The organism is Myxococcus sp. CA033, assembly GCF_013336625.1.
Classification (GTDB): domain Bacteria; phylum Myxococcota; class Myxococcia; order Myxococcales; family Myxococcaceae; genus Myxococcus; species Myxococcus llanfairpwllgwyngyllgogerychwyrndrobwllllantysiliogogogochensis.
The window spans coordinates 596,755-614,641 of the sequence record NZ_JABUMU010000003.1 but is presented as its reverse complement, the minus strand read 5'-3'; the positions used below and the strand labels follow the sequence as shown (position 1 = coordinate 614,641).

Genomic DNA, 17,887 nt, shown 5'->3' with positions numbered 1-17,887 from the left:
GATGTTGAACGTCGGCCCGAGAAGCGGGTTGGCGTGTCCCTCGGAGGAACCTAGGGTCGGTCGCCATCCACCATGTCCCGAGCCTTGCTGCCTGAAGACCATCGTCGACTCGTCACCCAAGCCCTGGCCGCACTCGATGTCCGCAACCTGGTCCTGAGCATCCACGACCCCAGCTTCCCCAGTCTTCCTCACGAGGACACGGGCCGAGGCTCGCCCTATTCGGAGGGCGCGGCCCGATTCCTGGACACCGCGCACACGCTGGGCTTCACGGGCATCCAGTTGGGTCCCCAGGGGCAGACGTCGGAGTCGAACGCCTCGCCGTATGACGGCACGCTCTTCTCTCGCAACGTGCTCAACGTGGCGCTCGCTCAGCTGGAGGATGCGTCCTGGGGCGCGTTGCTCCCGCGAGGACGTGTGGCCGCGCTCGCGGAGGCCCGCTCCCGTTCCTCGAGTCCCGGAGAGCGCTACCGGTGGGCCTTCCGTGCGCAGCTCGAGGCGCTCGATGAGGCGTGGACGTCGTTTCGTCACCAGCGCGCCAGCCCCGATGCTTCCGCCGCCGTGCGCGAAGTGTCCGCGCGCTTCAACACCTTCCGTCAGCGACACCGCGCGTGGCTGCTGCGTGACGCGCTCTTCGACGTGCTGTGCGCGGAGAAGGGTGTCCTGGACTGGAGGCCGTGGGCGGACTCGTTGGATGGACGGTTGTGGAGTCCTCGACCGGGCGCCGAGGGTGTCGCGGCCGCGCGGGTGCAGGCGCTGGAGGCACAGTACGCGGAGACCCTGGAGCGCTATGCCTTCTTCCAGTTCCTGGTGCATGCACAGCATGAAGTGCTGCGCGAGCGCACGGCGTCGTTGAGGCTGAAGCTCTACGGCGACCTGCAGATTGGTTTCTCACCGCGCGATGCGTGGGCGTGGCAGGGCTTGTTCCTGCGGTCCTATCTGATGGGCGCTCCGCCGAGCCGCACCAATCCGGAGGGCCAGCCGTGGAACTATCCGGTGTTGGACCCGGAGCAGTACTTCGCGGAGGGCGGTGAAGGTCCCTTGCTGGGCTTCCGGCCCGGAGCCGTGCTGCGCTTCATGGACGCGCGCATGGACAAGATGCTCGCGGAGTACGACGGTCTGCGGCTGGACCATCCCCATGGGCTGGTGTGTCCGTGGGTCTACCGCGCGGGGGAGTGGGACGCGTTGGGGGCGGTGCAGCACGGCGCGCGCCTCTTCTCCTCGCCGGACCTCACGGACCACCTGGAGCTGGCGCGCTACGCGCTGGTGAGCCCCCAGCAGTTGGACCGTTCGCTGCCGAGGTACGCGGATGGCGAGGTGAAGTCGCTCACGCCCGAGCAGGTGCAGCGCTTCAGCGTCCTCTTCGACACGGTGGTCGCGGCGGCGCGGCGCAACGGCCGGGATTTGGGCGACCTGCTGGGCGAGGTGCTGAGCACGTTGCCGTATCCGTTGGGGCGGGTGATGGCGCGTTATGGGCTGGGCCGCTTCCGCGTCACCCAGAAAGCGGACCTGCGCAATCCCGCGGACGTGTATCGCAGCGAGAACGTGGCGCCCGAGGACTGGATGATGGTGGGCAACCACGACACGAAGTCGCTGTGGCGTCTGGTGGGGGACTGGCAGTGGCGCGGCACGCTGCGGGCGCAGGCGGATTATCTGGCGACCCGACTGTGTCCCGAGCCCGAGCGGCGAGAGGACTTCGCGCGAGCGCTGGCTGCGGACCCGGGGAAGCTCGCGCAGGCGAAGCTGGCGGACCTGTTCGCCAGTCGCGCGCGCAACGTCATGGTGTTCTTCACGGACCTGCTGGGGATACCGGAGACGTACAACGAGCCGGGCACGGTGGATGAGCGCAACTGGTCGCTGCGCGCGCCGACGGACTGGATGCGGGAGTATCGCGAGCGCCTGCGAGGCGACGCCGCGATGAACCTCCCCGGCGTGCTGGCCCTGGCGCTGCGAGCAGGAGGGGAGCCCGCGCGGGAGAAACACCGTGAGCTGCTCGCGGGGCTCGACCGGCTCGCGGAGGAGCTGAGGGAAGGCCGGTAGCGCGTGTGCCCCGACTGCGCCCGCGCGGCATGAAGTGACGCCTCCGCGAGCGCCCCGACGGCGCCCGCGCGGCATGACGTGACGCCTCCACGAGCGCCCCGACGGCGCCCGCGCGGCATGACGTGACGCCTCCGCGAGCGCCCGGGGCTGGCATTGCGCACGTGCGACTGACGGGCCGCGAACCGCGACGTGCCCCCATCATGTGGAGGGCGCCAGCATCGCGCACGTGCGACCGACGGGCCGCGAATTGAGGTGTGTCCCACGCTCGCTTCACGTCCGCCCTCAAGTGCTAGTGAAGCGGGACTCCCTGCCCCGCTTCACATCCCCGCTCAGTGCTGCACGTCCACCACGAGGCGCGTGGGCTCGCGCAGCTCCAGGACGCGGAACGCCTGGACGCTCTTGTTGCCCAGCACCCACGTCACCTCGCCCTCGAAGTCACAGGTGCGCTCCAGTTCCAGGAGCACGGGCAGCGCCGGCTTCATCTCGCGCGTGGCCACCGTCGGCTGGCCCGCATCGGTATGTGCTCGCGCGGGAGTGAAGGTCACCTGGAGCTGGCCCTTACCCGCGAGCGACGCCGGGTCTCCCGAACCACACTGCACCACCGGCTCCTTCGCGTACCCCACGCGGTAGCCGGGCAGCTGCGTCCCCTCGAACTCGAACACCACGCGGTCGAAGTCTGGATGCGCGCCCGCGCGCACCGAGCGCAGTGTGGCCTGGGGTGCATCCTGCCGCTTCATGTCCACGACCCCGGAGGTCCACTCGCGATTCTTCGGGTCCTCGGGCGTGTACCCACCACCACTCGGCGGCGTCTTGCCGGGTGCTTCCTTTCCAGGAGGCTCCGTCGGTTCGGTGGGCTCTCCGGAGGGAACGGGAAGCTCCTCGTCCTGAGCGCCACCGCGGACAGGCACCCCCGTGCTTCCCGTCGTCACGACATGCACGGGAGGCTTCGCGGCGGCCTCGCCCTCGCGAGGAAGCGTCCCCTCGGGCGGGCTCGAGGGCAGGGCGGGGGTGTCATCGGGAGGAGGCAGCTCGGCCGCGGGATGGGGCGGCGCTTCCTCTTTCTTCGAGCAACCGGTGGCCACGAGGCACCCGGCGAGCCACAGCGACGACAGCCATCGTCCGGCACGCTTCATCGTTCCTCCCCTGTCGGCCCACAGTGGCCGTGAGGAACTCCCTCTCTCACGACAGGAGGCGCGGTGCCAGCCTCCCGCCAGGGACTCGATGACGAGAAGACGACAGACCCTCCGCCCGCGCACTCGGGGCGAAGGGTCCTTGGACGCCCGGGACTTCAGTCTGCCGAGGGCGTCGCGCGCACGAAGGCGCCCAGGTCCGCGTCGCGCAGGAAGTGGACCAGCACGCCGTCAATCTTCCGCGTGCCGTTCTCCACCACGGTGGGCTTGAGGAAGAAGAGGTTGTTCCAGTTGAAGTCATACAGCGCCTGCTCGGCGGCGTCGGACCAGCTCCCATCCATGCGGCCGTGGTAGTAGCCGAGCTTGCGCAGCACGCGCTTCACGTCGCGCGCCGTATCGGCATCCAGCGTCACCCGGTCCGCGGGAAACACATCCGCGAGCGTGCCCTGGTAGCGATTCAGCTCCACGCCCAGCTCCTGCAAGGCCCGGGTGCTGCCGTGGACGACCGCCTCCGCGAGCACGTGGGTATAGAACGCGGTCTCGATGGTGGAGTTCCAGACGCGGATGACGCCCGAGCGCTCTCCATTGCGGTCCCCACCCACGCGCGCCCCGGCCTTGAGCGAGGCATACAGTCGCTGCGGCAGGCTGCCCCGCGCCTGACGAAAGCCGTCCGCCATGGCCCGGCACATGTCGGGGGTGCTCATGTTGTTGGCCTGCACCACGAACGTGTCGCCCTTGACGGAGCAGGTGTGCTCGCTGTTCTCCGAGCCCGAGCGCTGGCCCACCGTCACGCTGCCATCCGGGTGGAGCTTCACCGCGGCGAGCTGGCGGATGGTGGCATACGGGTCCGAGGCCAGCACCGTGTCGATGGCCTCCTGGGGCGCGGTGCCCGAGTCGATGCGCGCGATGACCGCCTGCGCGTCATCCACCGAGGGCAGCGCCATGGTGGCCACCGCCACGTCCGAGCGACCATAGGGCACCAGTCCGCTGACGCCGCTCGGGAAGGAGATGACGGCCATGCCGCACGACTTCTCCACCGGGTCACACGCCACGACGGCGCGCGTGCCGAAGATGCTCGGATTGAAGGGGCGGTCCGCCGCGGACGCCTGGGTGGAGCCAAGCAACACGGACGCAGCGACGAGCAGGCCACGCTTGAACGGCTTCATGCACGTACCTCGGGGCAGGGCTCCGCCGGGGCCGAGCAACCATCTCTCGACGCGGATGAGACCCTTCATGTCTGGGGTTTGGTGTGCGCGATGAGACACCGAGGCGCGGGTCCGGCCCGCTCCTCGGAACTTCTGGCTCCATGAACGCCACGTCGCTTCAAGGCATATCGGGAAGACTCGGAGACCCGTGCCGGCCGTCAAGCTCCGGATTCAGGGTGAGGACCGACGGCCCGAGGAGGGCCCGCTGGCCCGGGTGCCCCGCGTATCTCGCTTCCGGGAAAATTGTAGCTGTGGCACTCCCCCCAGAAGTTTCAGACGCGCCCCACAAGGGCCCGGGTGGCGGGTATGGTCCGCGCCCGGCCGCAGCCCGCGTCCCCCCTTACGCGCACGAACCGGAGACAGATTCCCCATGGCTCTCGACCTCACCTCCCTCCCACGTCCCTCGCGGGACGACGCCTCCATTGGCACGATGGCGCGGGGCCTCGTTGGCAGCGAGATTCTCCGCATCGCCGCGGAAGTCCGTGAGCTCGTCGCCAAGGGCCGCAAGGTGTGCAACCTCACCGTGGGCGACTTCAGCCCGCGCGAGTTCCCCATCCCCGACGGCCTGCGCCAGGGCATCGCCACCGCGCTCCAGGCGGGCGAGACGAACTATCCGCCCTCCGACGGCGTGCTGGACCTACGCCAGGCGGTGCAGCGCTTCTACGAGCGCGCCCTGGGCCTGAAGTATCCGCTGGAGGGCATCGTCATCGCGGGCGGCGCCCGGCCCATCATCTACGGCACCTACCGCGCCGTGCTCGATGACGGGGAGACCGTGGTCTACCCGGTGCCGTCGTGGAACAACAACCACTACGTCCACATGATGAACGCCAAGGGCGTCGTCGTGACGACGGACCCGTCGCACGGCTTCATGCCCACGCTGGAGCAGCTCGCGCCGCACCTGGGCACCGCGCGCCTGTTGTGCCTGTGCAGCCCGCTCAACCCCACGGGCACCATGATTTCGTCCGACGTGCTGGGCGCCATCTGCGAGCGCGTCGTCGCGGAGAACCGCCAGCGCGAGAAGCAGGGCAGGAAGCCGCTCATCCTGATGTACGACCAGATTTATTGGGTGCTGAGCTTCGGCGCGGTGAAGCACGTGACGCCGGTGGAGCTGGTGCCGGAAGTCGCCCCGTACACCGTGTTCGTGGACGGCATCTCCAAGGCGTTCGCCGCCACGGGCGTGCGCGTGGGCTGGGGCGTGGGCCCGCCGGCCATCATCGCTCGCATGCGCGACGTGCTCGGCCACGTCGGGGCGTGGGCGCCCAAGGCGGAGCAGGTCGCGGTGGCCCGCTACCTGGATGACGTGCCCGCCACCGAGTCCTTCCTGACGGAGATGCGCCAGCGCGTGGACGCGCGCCTGGAGGCGCTGCACACGGGCCTGACGCGCATGCGCGACGCGGGGCTGCCGGTGCGGCACATCGCCCCCCAGGGCGCCATCTACCTGTCCGTCCAGTTCGACCTGGTGGGCAAGGGCGGCCTGAAGACGAATGACGACATCCGCAAGCTGCTCCTGGAGAAGGCCAGCTTCGCGGTGGTGCCCTTCCAGGCGTTCGGCCTGAGCGAGGACACCGGCTGGTTCCGCCTGTCCGTGGGCGCGACGTCGGTGGCGGAAATCCAGGAGGCCCTGCCCCGCGTGGAGGCTGCCCTGCGCGAGGTGCTCGCCGCGAAGTAGTCGCCGTCGGTGCCGGGCCCCGCGCGGCGTCCTGGATGGGCGCGGGGTTCGGGAATACACGGAAAGGGCTGGAGTTCAGCCGGGTACTTCGTGCCAATGCTCAAGCGATTCGTGGATGTACGTGACGAGGAAGTTCGCGCGGTCCTCGGGTCCTTCGTCTATTTCTTCACGCTGATGTGCGGCTACGCCATCCTCCGTCCCATCCGCAACGAGATGGGGACGGCGGGCAGCGTCAAGGGCCTGCCGTGGCTCTTCACCGCCACGTTCATCGTCATGCTGCTGGCGGTGCCGGCCTTCTCCGCGCTGGTGGCGCGCTGGCCCCGGCGGGTGGTGCTGCCGCGCATCTACCGCTTCTTCCTCGTCAGCCTCCTGGCCTTCTTCGTGCTGCTGAAGCTGGACGTGGCGAGGGAGCCGGTGGCGCGGGTCTTCTACATCTGGCTGAGCGTCTACAACCTGTTCGTGGTCTCCATCTTCTGGAGCTTCATGGCGGACGTGTTCGCCGGCGAGCAGGGCAAGCGGCTGTTCGGCTTCATCGCCGCGGGTGGCACCACGGGCATGCTGGTGGGGCCCTTCCTGGTGGGGCGACTGGCGGAGCCGGTGGGGCCGGTGAACCTCATCCTCGTGTCCGCGGTGCTGCTGGAGGTGAGCGCGCAGTGCGTGCGCTGGCTGAGCCGCTGGGCCCGGGACGTCCAGCATCAGCCCCTGTCGGCGGAAGCGCCCGTGGGTGGCGGGGTGCTGGCCGGGCTGCGGCTCCTGGTGGCGTCGCCCCTCCTGCTCGCGCTCGGGCTCCAGGTGTTGCTCTACGCGGCCACGTCCACCTTCCTGTACTTCCAGGAGGTGAAGCTGGTGGCGGAGGTGGGCAAGGACGCGGCCTCGCGCACCGCGCTGTTCGGCGACATCGACTTCTATGTGCAGCTGTTGACGCTGGCGCTCCAGACGCTTGTCACCGGGCGCATCATCTCCAGACTGGGATTGGGCGCGGCGCTGGCGGTGGCGCCGGTGCTCACGGGGCTGGGCTTCCTGGGGCTGGCGGCGGTGCCGGTGCTCGGGGTGCTGGTGGCGTTCAAGGCGCTGCGGGGTGCCAGCCACTACGCGCTGGAGCGGCCCTCGCGCGAAATCCTCTTCACCACGGTGGACCGGGAGGCGCGCTACAAGTCCAAGAGCTTCATCGACACGGTGGTGTACCGGGGCAGCGACACGGTGAGCGCGTGGTTGCAGGGTGGGCTCACGGCGCTGGGCCTGGGCATGACGGGGTTGTCATTGGCGGCGGTGCCCCTGGCGGGGCTGTGGCTCGGTGTGTCGCTGTACCTGGGGCGGGAGCAGCGGCGACTGTCCCGGGAGGCCGGGGGTGCGCTCGCGCCCGTCGCCGCCGATAATGCCGCCGCCCGCTGAAGTGTGCCTCGCAGTGCTTCCTCGTCGCTCCTCGGGATGGTCGCGGGGAGCGGGGATTGAGACGAACCTCGCAGCAGGAGACGACACGACATGAAGCTGTCTCGCAGAGACCTGATTCAAGGCGCTGTGACGGTGGGCTCGCTGTGGGCCCTGGGGTGTGCGACGTCGGGATCGTCGGGTGGCGCGTCCGGTGAGTCGGACTCCCAGGAGAAAGGGGCCTCGGGCGCGAAGGCGAGCAAGCCCTTGAGCATCCTCATCCTGGGCGGCACGAAGTTCCTGGGTCCGGCGCTGGTGGAGTCCGCGCAGGCGCGAGGCCACACCGTCACGCTGTTCAACCGGGGCAAGACGAATCCGGGCCTCTTCCCGAACGTGGAGAAGCTGCAGGGGGACCGGGACCCGACGAAGGCGGAGGGTCTCAAGGCGCTGGAGGGCCGCAAGTGGGACGCGGTGGTGGACACGTCGGGTTACGTGCCGCGCATCGTGAAGGCCTCGGCGGAGTTGCTCGCGCCCAACGTGGGGCACTACACCTTCGTGTCCACCATCTCCGTCTACAAGGACGCGTCGAAGCCCGGCCTCACGGAGACGGCGCCCGTCGCCACGGTGGCGGACGTGACGACGGAGGACGTGGACACGCACTACGGCGCCCTGAAGGCGCTGTGCGAGCAGGCCGCGGAGAAGGCGATGCCCGGCCGCACGTTCAACGTCCGCCCTGGCCTCATCGTCGGGCCGGATGACCCGACGGACCGCTTCACGTACTGGCCGGTGCGCGTGGCGCGAGGGGGCGAGGTGCTCGCTCCCGGCACGGGGCATGACACCACCCAGTTCATCGACGCGAGGGATTTGGCCGCGTTCATCATCCTGGGGGTGGAGCAGAAGCTGTCGGGGCCCTACACCGCGACGGGGCCCTCGAAGCCCCTGGTGATGCGCGACTTCCTGGAGCGCAGCAAGAAGGCGCTGAACAGCGACGCGCGCTTCGTCTGGGCGCATCCGTCCTTCCTGGAGAAGCACAAGGTGGAGCCCTTCGGTGACATGCCGGTCTGGGTGTCGCCCACGGGTGAGGACGCGGGCCTGTTGCGGGTGAACATCGACAAGGCGCTGGCGGCGGGGCTCACCTTCCGCCCGCTGGAGGAGACGGTTCGCGACACGGTGGCCTGGTTCAACGCGGAGCCGCCCGAGCGTCAGGCGAAGCTGCGGTCGGGCATCAAGCCGGAGCGGGAGAAGGAAGTGCTCGCCGCGTGGCACCAGGAGCACGACAAGGGCAACGCCCACGCGGGTTGAGGTGTGTCAGGCGCGGATGACGGTGACGCGCCGACCCGAGGGCGTCCGGGCCTGTTCGGCCCGGGTGCGCTCGGCGATGGAGGGCTGGTTCGAGCGGCGGTCGAAGAGCATCAGCCAGCCGTCATCCAGTCCCAGGCCCTGGAGATAGCCGTCGAGCTGCTCCAGGCCCTCGGTCAGCGGGTCGGACTCGCGGTCCCTCCAAACCTTGATTTCAATGGCGAGGGTGTCCGGCCCATGGCGCACGCACAGGTCCATGCGCCCGCGGCCGATGGCGTACTCGCGCTCAATCGTGCCGCCCCCATTCACCACCCGGTGGAGGAAGGCCATGAGCACCAGATGTGGGGCGACCTCGTGGTAGGGCGCGGTGGCCAGCAACGGCTCGCCATGTTGGCGCCAGAATGCGAGGAAGGCGTCTCGCAGCTGTTCGACGTCCAGTCGCCCATCGGGCTTCAACCAGGAGGGCTGGATGGAGGGGAGCGTGTCGCGCGTGCCTGACGCCAGCGAGCGGACGAGAATCTCGCGGTAGATGGGATTGGCCACCTCGAGCGTGCCGGACTCATTCCGGCGCAGCAGCCCCAGGTCGACGGCGAAGCGGCGGTCATCCTCGGGGACGTCGCCCAGGAGCTGCCCCGCGAGCATCGGCTCGAGGATGGCTCGGATGCGAGGCTCGCGCAGCCGCGCCGCGAGGCTGTCCAGGTGGGTCTCCTGGCGGTAGATGAGGATGGCCTTGGCTCGCTCCATGTCCTCGCGGCGGATGGGCTGGGACAGCTCGGGCACCAGCTCCTCGACCGCGACCTTGGCCAGGGCGTTGACGAGCCACGGCTGGCCTTGCGTGAGTTCGAAGGCGAGCGCGAGGGCTTCGGGCTCGAAGCGCTGACCCGTGTCCGTGGTGTGCTGGGAGTAGAGCTCCGTGACTTCATCCTCGGTGAAGTCGCGCAGGGTGAGCGAGCGCACCTTGATGTTGAACGGGCTGGAGGTCGCCAACCTGTCTCCGTCGTCGGAGGACACCTTGTAGTCGCGCACGTCCCGCAGCCCGATGAGTGCCATGGCGGAGGGGAAGTGCCCGGGACGGTTGCGGTGGCCGTCCCGGAGTTGTCGGAGTACGGAGACCAGCACGCCATCACGGAGTGCATCGACTTCATCCAGGAACGTGACGAGTGGCTTGTCGGTGGCCTCGGACCAGGCCGCGAGCGCGGTGGCGACGCGGTTGCCGGGCGGTGCCTCGGGAAACTCTGGAGGCTGGGACGCGGGAGGAAGCTGGGCGCGCGTGGCGAGTCGCCAGCTGGAGAGGATGGCGGCCTCCGCCGCGCCGGTGTCCTGTGGGAAACCCGCCCCGGCCTCCATGCTGACGAGGGCCGCCACGTAGCGGCCCTCCGACGTGAGCTCCCGGGCGAACGACAGGAGCGCCGTGGTCTTGCCCACCTGTCGTGGCGCGTGGACGACGAAGTAGCCCTGCTGCTCGACGAGCCGCCGCACTTCGGGCAGCCTCCGCATGGCTGGCAGCATGTAATGGTGGTCCGGATTGCACGGACCGGCGGTGTTGAACCAGCGGGGCATGTCCGGAAGGTACTACGCCTCCTTCGCTGGGGGAGGCATGGACTTGGAGGGGCCTCGATGACGTCCACGTTCCACGGGCACGGCGTCGCCGTGCTGCTCTCGTTGTCGCTCGTGGCCTGTGGCGGCAAGGACATCCGTCCCGAGGGTCCCAGCGAGCCCTCCGCCTGTGCTCCGCTGAACCTGGAGCGGAACGTGGACCTGGAGGGATTCCACACGGACCGCTACACGTGGCGCGACGGAGGCTGCGCGCCGCGCTCGGCCTTCCTGGTGCGCAACGACTCCGCGGACCCCGCGGGTTGGCATGGTGGCTACGTCCGTCGCTACGTCTACGAAGCGGACGGCGCCGCGCGCACCTGTGACGGCGCCAATGACGGTGTCCCCGGCTGGGGCATGGTGACGTGTCACCTCCGCGCAGGGACCACCTGGGGCAACTGGACGGAGGGAGTGACGGGCACCGGCCGCACCCTCTTCGCGGGACGTCACCACGCGCTGCACGAGTTCCGCTGGCCCTTGCCGCTCGGTGGCCACGTCGTCCAGGTGACGGTGCACTATCTCTTCGCCACCGGCAGGGACCATCCGCTCTACGCCATCACCCACGACGTCTCGAGCGTCCCGCCGGATGCGCTGGAGGCCGACGTGCGCTCGCCCTATGGCGACCTGCTCTTCGACGGCAACGCGAACGCCGAAATCGCCGGCCTTGGCTGGGGAGACCGTCACCGCTTCGTGACGCTGTCCTCCCCCGTGACGAGGGCCAGCGGCTGGGACTACCGCGAGCCCAACGTCGTCCCCTACACCCGCATGTGGACCACCGCGCCGGACGCGGAGATGGGCGTGGTGCAGACGCAGCCCTGGCTCCAGAAGCCCGCCGGTGGCTACTGGCTCTACCAACAGGGCTGGGGACAGCGCGACGCGGACGGACCCCTGCCCGACGACTGGAACTGGACCTACCAGCTCAACCAGTACCAGTTGCCCACGACGACTCGCTCCCATCGCATGGCCTGGGGCAGCAACTATGGTGCGCTCGGCTGGCGCCAGTACGCGCGCTACGGCGATGACGGCATGCTCTCCGGCCACCCCTACCAGAGCTACTCCGTCTTCATGGTGCTGGGGCCGCACTCGGAGGACCCGGTGCGGCGGCGCGCCTCGGAGGTCGAGTCCTGGCAGGCCGTGCGCCTGTCCGCCACCGAGGGCACCGTGGCCACGCACGGCCCTGGCGGCGTCGGTCGCTCGGACGCCGTGCCCTATGACGTGCCTGGCTACAACCCCGTCTACGCGACGTGGGAAGCCCGCGTGACGGGCAACCGCGCGCGCCTGCGCTTCGACGCGGGCCGTGGTTCCCTGGTGCACCCCGTGGTGGTGCTGCGCGGCTACACCGCCTCCACCCCGCCCGCGCGCGTGCTGCTGGACGACCAGGTCCTCGCCGCCGACGTGGACTGCTTTGCCTCCGTGGACGACGCGGGCGATGCGCTGTGGCTCACCCTGAACCGCACCCTCACCGGCACCGCGTCGCTGCGCGTGGAGTGATTCGGGGCCCTGAAAAAGCAACGGGGGATGCCCCGATGAACTCGGAGCACCCCCCGGTATGACCCTTGCTCAGGTTCGCTCTCCCCCTCTGAAGAGCGTCACCCCCGGGTCCCCCTGCCACAGATGGCGCCGCCCCCGCGACGCCATCCTCCTACCCGCCATGCATCTTTTCCGGAGGGCCTTGGACCCCTCCAGCGAAGCGAAAGTGCGCTCCCCCCGGTGCGCATGCTGACTGCACTGCTTTCGGGATGTCTCGAGTGCCCCCAAGCACCCACACCCCTTTGAATCGGGCTTAGGGCCAGTACTCCGCGGGACGCGAGACTGCTCGCAATCGCGCCAGGGTCTGCGCCCAGCCAAACGTCTGCGGGCGCATGGACGCCACCCGCGTGACTGTTTCCATCTCCCCCCGTAGCAACCCCAGCGCGCTCGACTTCGTCAGCACCGCCAACTGCTTGCGCTTCGCCCCCGCGAAGACGGCAAGCTCTGGTACCGCGATGTCCCCCTCTGGTGCTTCAAGCGCGCCCGGACGCTCCCCTCTGATGCGAGCCCCTGTCTTCCGGGCCGTGGCTCCCCGTCCCCTGACCCCTCGCTTCACACCGTCCGGCCGCGCGTTTCCCCCCGGAACCCGCTGGCCCGACTCCTGCGCGACGTGCGACATTCGCCTCTCCCTTCGCACCATCGTTGACTGCCTTCCCCCCGTGACTCGCGCCGTGGCGCGTGTCGACCAGGGCATACTGGCCCAGCCGGTAGAATGAGTTTTCCTCGTTAGCGCCAAACGCTTGCGCGAAAGCGCCAGCTTGTCGGGCGACCTGGCGGCGGGCGGAACGTGCCGGATTCCACCCTCGGTGGTGGCGACCCGGGAGGTCGTCGGGCCGTTGAGGCGCGAGGGGTGGTGGAGTGGCGCGGTTTTCCTCGGCTGGACGGGCGGCGGACGGGCGTGACGGGTAGGGACAGCGAGGGGCTGGGCATGTCAGCCTGACGCGGTAGGGAAGAGGGTTGCGACGTGGGCTCGGGGCTGGCTCCCGGGTGGTGGCGGGTGGGCGGGAGGGGACTGGTTTCATGAGGTGGGAAGCGATGGGCGAGTCGCCCGGCGAGGACAGGCGAGGCGGTACGGAGGGCGCGGCGGGCCGGGCCTCGGGGCGTGCGTCCCTGCTGGCGGTGCTGGCGGAGAAGCCGTCCGTGGCGCGCGACATCGCCCGGGTGCTGGGCGCGCAGGAGCGCGGCGACGGCTTCCTGCGTGGCAACGGCTATGTGGTGACGTGGGCGATTGGCCACCTGGTGGGCCTGGCGCAGCCGCACGAGATTCGGCCGGACTGGAAGAAGTGGAGCCGGTCGCTCCTGCCCATGCTGCCGGGTGACTGGCCGCTGGTGGTCTCCGAGCAGACGCGTTCGCAGTTCGACGTGGTGCGCCGGGTGCTGACCTCGCCGGACGTGGGCGGGGTGGTGTGCGCCACGGATGCGGGCCGCGAGGGCGAGCTCATCTTCCGCTACATCTATGAGGCGGCGGGGTGTCGCAAGCCGGTGCGGCGGCTGTGGGTGTCGTCGCTGACGGAGCGCGCCATCCGGGACGGCTTCCGGCAGCTCAAGGAGGGGCGGGAGTATGACTCGCTCGCCTCGGCGGCCATGGGACGCAGCCGCGCGGACTGGCTGGTGGGGATGAACCTGTCGCGCCTGTACACGCTGGCGCACGGAGGGCAGGGGGAGATGTTGAGCGTGGGGCGGGTGCAGACGCCCACGCTGGCGATGGTGGTGGAGCGGGAGCTGGCCATCCGGAGCTTCGTTCCCCGGGACTATCTGGAGGTGGTGGCCACCTTCGCGCCGCAGGGGAAGGGCGTGGCGGCGGGGGCTCGGTACGACGGGACGTGGTTCCGCTCCGGGCCGGATGGCAAGCCCGTGGTGCCACCGGGCATGGAGGGCGTGCGCGAGTCCCGGCGGCTGGACGCGGATGGGGTGGATGCGCAGGCCGTCATCGACCGCGTGAAGCGTGGACGGGCGGCGATTGAGTCGCTGGACGCGGAGGAGAAGAAGATGGCTCCTCCGCTGCTCTACGATTTGACGGAGCTGCAGCGTCACGCCAACCGGCTGTATGGCTTCAGCGCGCAGCGCACGCTGGAGGTGGCGCAGGCGCTCTACGAGAAGCACAAGCTCCTGAGCTATCCGCGCACGGCGAGCCGGCACCTGTCCGAGACGGTGGCGGACACGCTGCCGGAAGTGGTGGGTACCGTGCGCGGGCCGTACGAGGAGGACCTGGCGCCGGGGACGGGCGCGCGGCCCCTGGGTCGGCGCTACGTGGATGACGCGAAGGTGACGGACCACCACGCCATCATTCCGACGCCCACGTCACCGCAAGGACTGCGGCTGTCTCCGGACGAGCAGCGCATCTACGACCTCGTGTGCCGGCGGTTGCTCCAGGCATGGCACGAGGACCACGTGTGGCGGGTCACCACGGTGGTGACGGCGGTGATGTCGCCCGGGCCGCGGAGCGCGGTGCCCGTGGTGGACCGCTTCCAGAGCACGGGCACCCAGGTGGAGCGGGTGGGTTGGAAGGTGCTGGATATCGGCGGAGGCAAGAAGGCGCCGAAGCCGAAGGCCGAGTCGCGCAAGGGTGACGAGGACGCGGAGCCGGACGACGAGCCGCAGTCGTTGCCTTCGGGGTTGGAGCGAGGGCAACCGCAGAAGGTGGAGGACGTGAAGGCGGTGAAGAAGCGCACGCGTCCGCCTCCGCGCTTCACGGACGCGTCGCTGCTGACGGCGATGGAGACGGCGGGAAGGGCGCTGGACGAGAAGGAGCTGGCGGATGCGATGCGCGAGACGGGGCTGGGGACGCCCGCCACGCGTGCGTCCATCATCGAGGTGCTGCTGGACCGCGAGTACCTGGTCCGCTCGGGGAAGGTGCTGGAGGCCACGGAGAAGGGGCTGCACCTCATCCAGGTGGTGCACCCGGACGTGAAGACGCCGGCGATGACGGGCCAGTGGGAAGCGTGGCTTCAGCGCATCGAGCGAGGGGAAGGACGGCTCGACGAGTTCATCCGGGGCATCGAGAAGTATGTCACCGAGGTGGTGGGCCATGGGCCCACGGGGCCGGCTCAGGCGATGCCGTACGGGGCCTCGACTTCGCGTGTCGTGGGGGCAGGGCGAGGGATGGATGGGGGCGGGGAGGGGACAGTGGCGTTTCGTGAGCGGTCGGGGGCCGGGGGTGGCGGATCCGCCGAGGCGAGCATGGGTGCCTCGCGTCGTACGGGCGAGGCCGCTGGTGTGGATGTGAATGGGGGGCGCGGTGCCCAGCATGTGGCGGGGTCCATCGCTTCGGACTCGCTCGGAGGAGCGAACCCACGCGGTGCTCGGAGTGCCGCCTTCTCGGACTCGGGCATGGGCGGTGGTGCAAGGCGCGCGGAGTCCTTGTCGTTCTCCGATTCGAGCGCGAGCGGTGGGGGGCGGCGCGCGGAGTCGCTGTCGTTCTCGGACTCGATTGCGAGCGGTGGTGCAAGGCGTACGGAATCGCTGTCGTTCTCGGAGTCGAGCGCGCCGCCGGTTTCTCGCCGTGCGCAGAGCACGGCCTTCTCGGACTCGGCCGTGGTGACGACTCCGCGACGTACGGGGACGCAGGGCTCGTTGAGCGCGGGCGTGTCTCGAGGAGCGTCGGCCTCGCGGGGCGGGTTCGCTCCACCCCCAGGCCAGCGGCCCGAGCGGGTGAATCGCGCGCCCACTCCGCCGGACAAGCTTCGCCCGCTGCTGAAAGAGGCCTTCGGCTTCTCCGAGTTCCGCCCCTACCAAGAGGCCGTCTGTCGCGCGGCCACCGCGGGCGAGGACCTGCTGCTCGTCATGCCCACGGGCGCGGGCAAGTCGCTCTGCTATCAGCTCCCCGGGCTGGCTCGCGCCGGGACGACCATTGTCGTCAGCCCTCTCATCGCGCTGATGGAGGACCAGGTGTTGCGGCTCCAGTCGCTCGGCTTCGCGGCGGACCGCATCCACTCAGGACGCGACAGGGCCAACTCGCGGCAGGTGTGCTTCGACTACCTGGAGGGGAAGCTCGACTTCCTGTTCATTGCTCCAGAGCGACTCGGTGTGCCGGGCTTCGTGGAGTTGCTGGCGCGCCGCCCTCCCACGCTCATCGCCATCGACGAGGCGCACTGCATCTCCCAGTGGGGCCACGACTTCCGGCCCGACTACCGGTTGCTCGGCGCGCGGCTCCCGCTGCTTCGCCCCGCGCCCGTGGTGGCACTCACCGCCACCGCCACGCCCGACGTGCAGCGGGACATCGTGCAGCAGCTCGGACTGCTGGGTGCGGGAGGCCGCGCGCGCACCTTCATCCACGGCTTCCGCCGCACCAACATCGCCATCGAGGTGCGTGAGCTGAACCCTGGTGCTCGCGGTGATGCCATCCACGGGTTGCTCCAGGACGAGGAGAACCGCCCCGCCATCGTCTACGCGGCCACGCGCAAGCACGCCGAACAGCTCGCGGAGACCCTGGCGGGGGACTTCCCCTCGGCCGCGTACCACGCGGGGCTCCCCCCGGAGAACCGAGACAGGGTCCAGGCCGAGTTCCTCCGAGGCTCGCTGGAGGTCATCGTCGCCACCACGGCGTTCGGCATGGGCATCGACAAGGCGGATGTCCGCACCGTCATCCACGCCGCGTTGCCCGCGAGCCTGGAGGGGTACTACCAGGAGCTGGGGCGCGCGGGCCGCGATGGGAAGCCGTCTCGCGCCGTGCTGCTGCACTCGTACATCGACCGGCGCACGCACGAGTTCTTCCACAAGCGCGACTATCCCGAGGCCTACGTCCTGGAGCGACTGTTCCAGTCCACGGCGCTGGAGCCGGAGCCGAAGCAGGCACTCCAGGGCCGCGTGCGAGGAGATCCGGAGGTCTTCGACAAGGCGCTGGAGCAGTTGTGGATTCACGGCGGCGTGGTGATGACGCCCGACGAGACGGTGCGGCGTGGACGGCCCACCTGGTCGGCCGCGTATACGGCGCAGCGCGACCGCAAGCTGCTGCACCTGGAGCAGATGGGGCGCTATGCGGAGGCCCATGGCTGCCGCATGAAGCAACTGGTGGGGCACTTCGGTGACACCCAGGACTCCGGTGAGGCGTGCGGCCTGTGTGACGTGTGCGCGCCGGAGTCGTGCGCCACGCTGCGCTTCGCGGAGCCCTCGGCGTCGGAGCGACACTGGCTGGAGCGCATCCTGGAGTCGCTCCAGGAGCGGGATGGGCAGGCCACCGGACGCCTCCACCGGGAGCTGTTCGGTGATGCACTGCCCCGACGCGACTTCGAGCGGCTCGTCGGAGGCCTCGTGCGCGCCGGGCTGGCGCGGCTGGAGGTCGACTCGTTCGACAAGGACGGACAGGTCATCTCCTTCCAGCGGCTCTCGCTGACAGACGAGGGACGGCGCACTCGCGCGGTGGACCCTCGGCACGTCGTCCTTCCGCTCGCGCTGGAGAAGGCGGCCAAGCGCAAGCGCGGGAAGACCCAGGCAGGCAGCGGGAAGGCGACGAAGCGCTCGACCCGGAGTGGCACGCGGAGCACCAGTGGCCGGGCGCGTGGCGGGGGTGAAGAGGCCGGTGCGCGCCAGTGGCGTGCGTCTCCGCCAGCGGAGGACTACGACCAGCGCTCCTCGTGGAATGCCTCCCGGGGGGGCGCCGACGAGCGGGCCGACTCCGGTGCTTCTCCGGCAGGGCGGGCCGTGTCGTCCGCGAGCGAGGCGCCCTGGGGCGCGACTCGAAGCCGCCGCGTGGAGCTGGACGACTCCGCTCCCGAGGAGGTCGCGACGCGGGGCAGGGGGCGTCGTGGGGCGAGCGCGGTGGAGCAGGTGGAGGCGCCGCCTCCCGGGCTGGTGGATGCGCTGAAGGCGTGGCGACTGGCGGAGGCGCGCAAGCGCAAGGTGCCCGCGTTCCGAATCCTCACGGACCGGGTGCTGGGCGCCATCGCCGCGGCGCGGCCGGAGAACGGCGCGGCGCTCATGGCCATCCACGGCGTGGGGCCTGCCCTCACCGAGCGCTACGGCTCCCAGATTCTCTCGCTCGTCGCTCGCAAGCGCTGACGACCTGGCGGGCTCTCGCGAGAGGCTCCGCGGCCTCTCGTGGGGCTGGCACGGCACAC

The 17,887-nt window shown here is 70.0% G+C and carries 10 protein-coding genes; 6 read left to right on the top strand and 4 right to left on the bottom strand.

The annotated features are described in order from the left end of the window. Nucleotides 1–72: 72 nt before the first annotated feature. Nucleotides 73–2,037: a 4-alpha-glucanotransferase gene (locus HUA78_RS12750; RefSeq protein WP_174476371.1), complete on the top strand. Its 1,965-nt coding sequence runs from the start codon at nucleotides 73–75 to the stop codon at nucleotides 2,035–2,037. 329 nt (nucleotides 2,038–2,366) lie between these two features. Here the strand turns inward: HUA78_RS12750 and HUA78_RS12745 are convergent, their stop codons facing one another. Together HUA78_RS12745 and HUA78_RS12740 are read right to left on the bottom strand one after the other, a co-directional pair. Beyond that, a complete protein-coding gene (locus HUA78_RS12745) occupies nucleotides 2,367–3,170 on the bottom strand; it encodes a hypothetical protein (protein WP_174476370.1) in 804 nt (267 codons plus the stop codon). 155 nt (nucleotides 3,171–3,325) lie between these two features. Next, the gene (locus tag HUA78_RS12740) at nucleotides 3,326–4,333 is read right to left on the bottom strand and encodes a DUF1028 domain-containing protein (RefSeq protein WP_174476369.1); all 1,008 of its coding nucleotides are present in this window, start codon (nucleotides 4,331–4,333) and stop codon (nucleotides 3,326–3,328) included. A gap of 409 nt (nucleotides 4,334–4,742) precedes the next feature. On the opposite strand from HUA78_RS12740, the gene HUA78_RS12735 reads away from it, so the two are divergent. The 3 genes from HUA78_RS12735 (at nucleotide 4,743) to HUA78_RS12725 (ending at nucleotide 8,711) form a co-directional block, all read left to right on the top strand. Next, the gene (locus HUA78_RS12735; protein ID WP_141649003.1) at nucleotides 4,743–6,041 is read left to right on the top strand and encodes a pyridoxal phosphate-dependent aminotransferase; all 1,299 of its coding nucleotides are present in this window, start codon (nucleotides 4,743–4,745) and stop codon (nucleotides 6,039–6,041) included. A 96-nt stretch (nucleotides 6,042–6,137) separates the two neighbouring features. Then, nucleotides 6,138–7,433: an NTP/NDP exchange transporter gene (locus HUA78_RS12730; protein ID WP_141649002.1), complete on the top strand. Its 1,296-nt coding sequence runs from the start codon at nucleotides 6,138–6,140 to the stop codon at nucleotides 7,431–7,433. Nucleotides 7,434–7,523: 90 nt separating this feature from the next. Further along, nucleotides 7,524–8,711, top strand: coding sequence for an NAD-dependent epimerase/dehydratase family protein (locus HUA78_RS12725; protein ID WP_141649001.1), 1,188 nt, complete (start codon nucleotides 7,524–7,526; stop codon nucleotides 8,709–8,711). A 6-nt stretch (nucleotides 8,712–8,717) separates the two neighbouring features. On the opposite strand, the gene HUA78_RS12720 is transcribed toward HUA78_RS12725, so the two are convergent. Continuing rightward, nucleotides 8,718–10,268 carry an ATP-binding protein gene (locus HUA78_RS12720; RefSeq protein WP_174460045.1) on the bottom strand — a complete coding sequence of 517 codons (1,551 nt, stop codon included), beginning with the start codon at nucleotides 10,266–10,268 and terminating at the stop codon, nucleotides 8,718–8,720. A gap of 57 nt (nucleotides 10,269–10,325) precedes the next feature. On the opposite strand from HUA78_RS12720, the gene HUA78_RS12715 reads away from it, so the two are divergent. Then, the gene (locus tag HUA78_RS12715; RefSeq protein WP_174476368.1) at nucleotides 10,326–11,792 is read left to right on the top strand and encodes a hypothetical protein; all 1,467 of its coding nucleotides are present in this window, start codon (nucleotides 10,326–10,328) and stop codon (nucleotides 11,790–11,792) included. Between the two features lie 292 nt (nucleotides 11,793–12,084). Here HUA78_RS12715 and HUA78_RS12710 read toward each other — a convergent pair whose 3' ends face one another. After that, a complete protein-coding gene (locus HUA78_RS12710) occupies nucleotides 12,085–12,450 on the bottom strand; it encodes a hypothetical protein (protein WP_174456936.1) in 366 nt (121 codons plus the stop codon). Nucleotides 12,451–12,851: 401 nt separating this feature from the next. Between HUA78_RS12710 and HUA78_RS12705 the strand changes: the two genes are divergently transcribed. Continuing rightward, on the top strand, nucleotides 12,852–17,828 hold the full coding sequence (locus HUA78_RS12705; RefSeq protein WP_254623679.1) for a DNA topoisomerase 3: 4,977 nt from the start codon (nucleotides 12,852–12,854) through the stop codon (nucleotides 17,826–17,828). The last annotated feature ends 59 nt before the right edge of the window (nucleotides 17,829–17,887 follow it).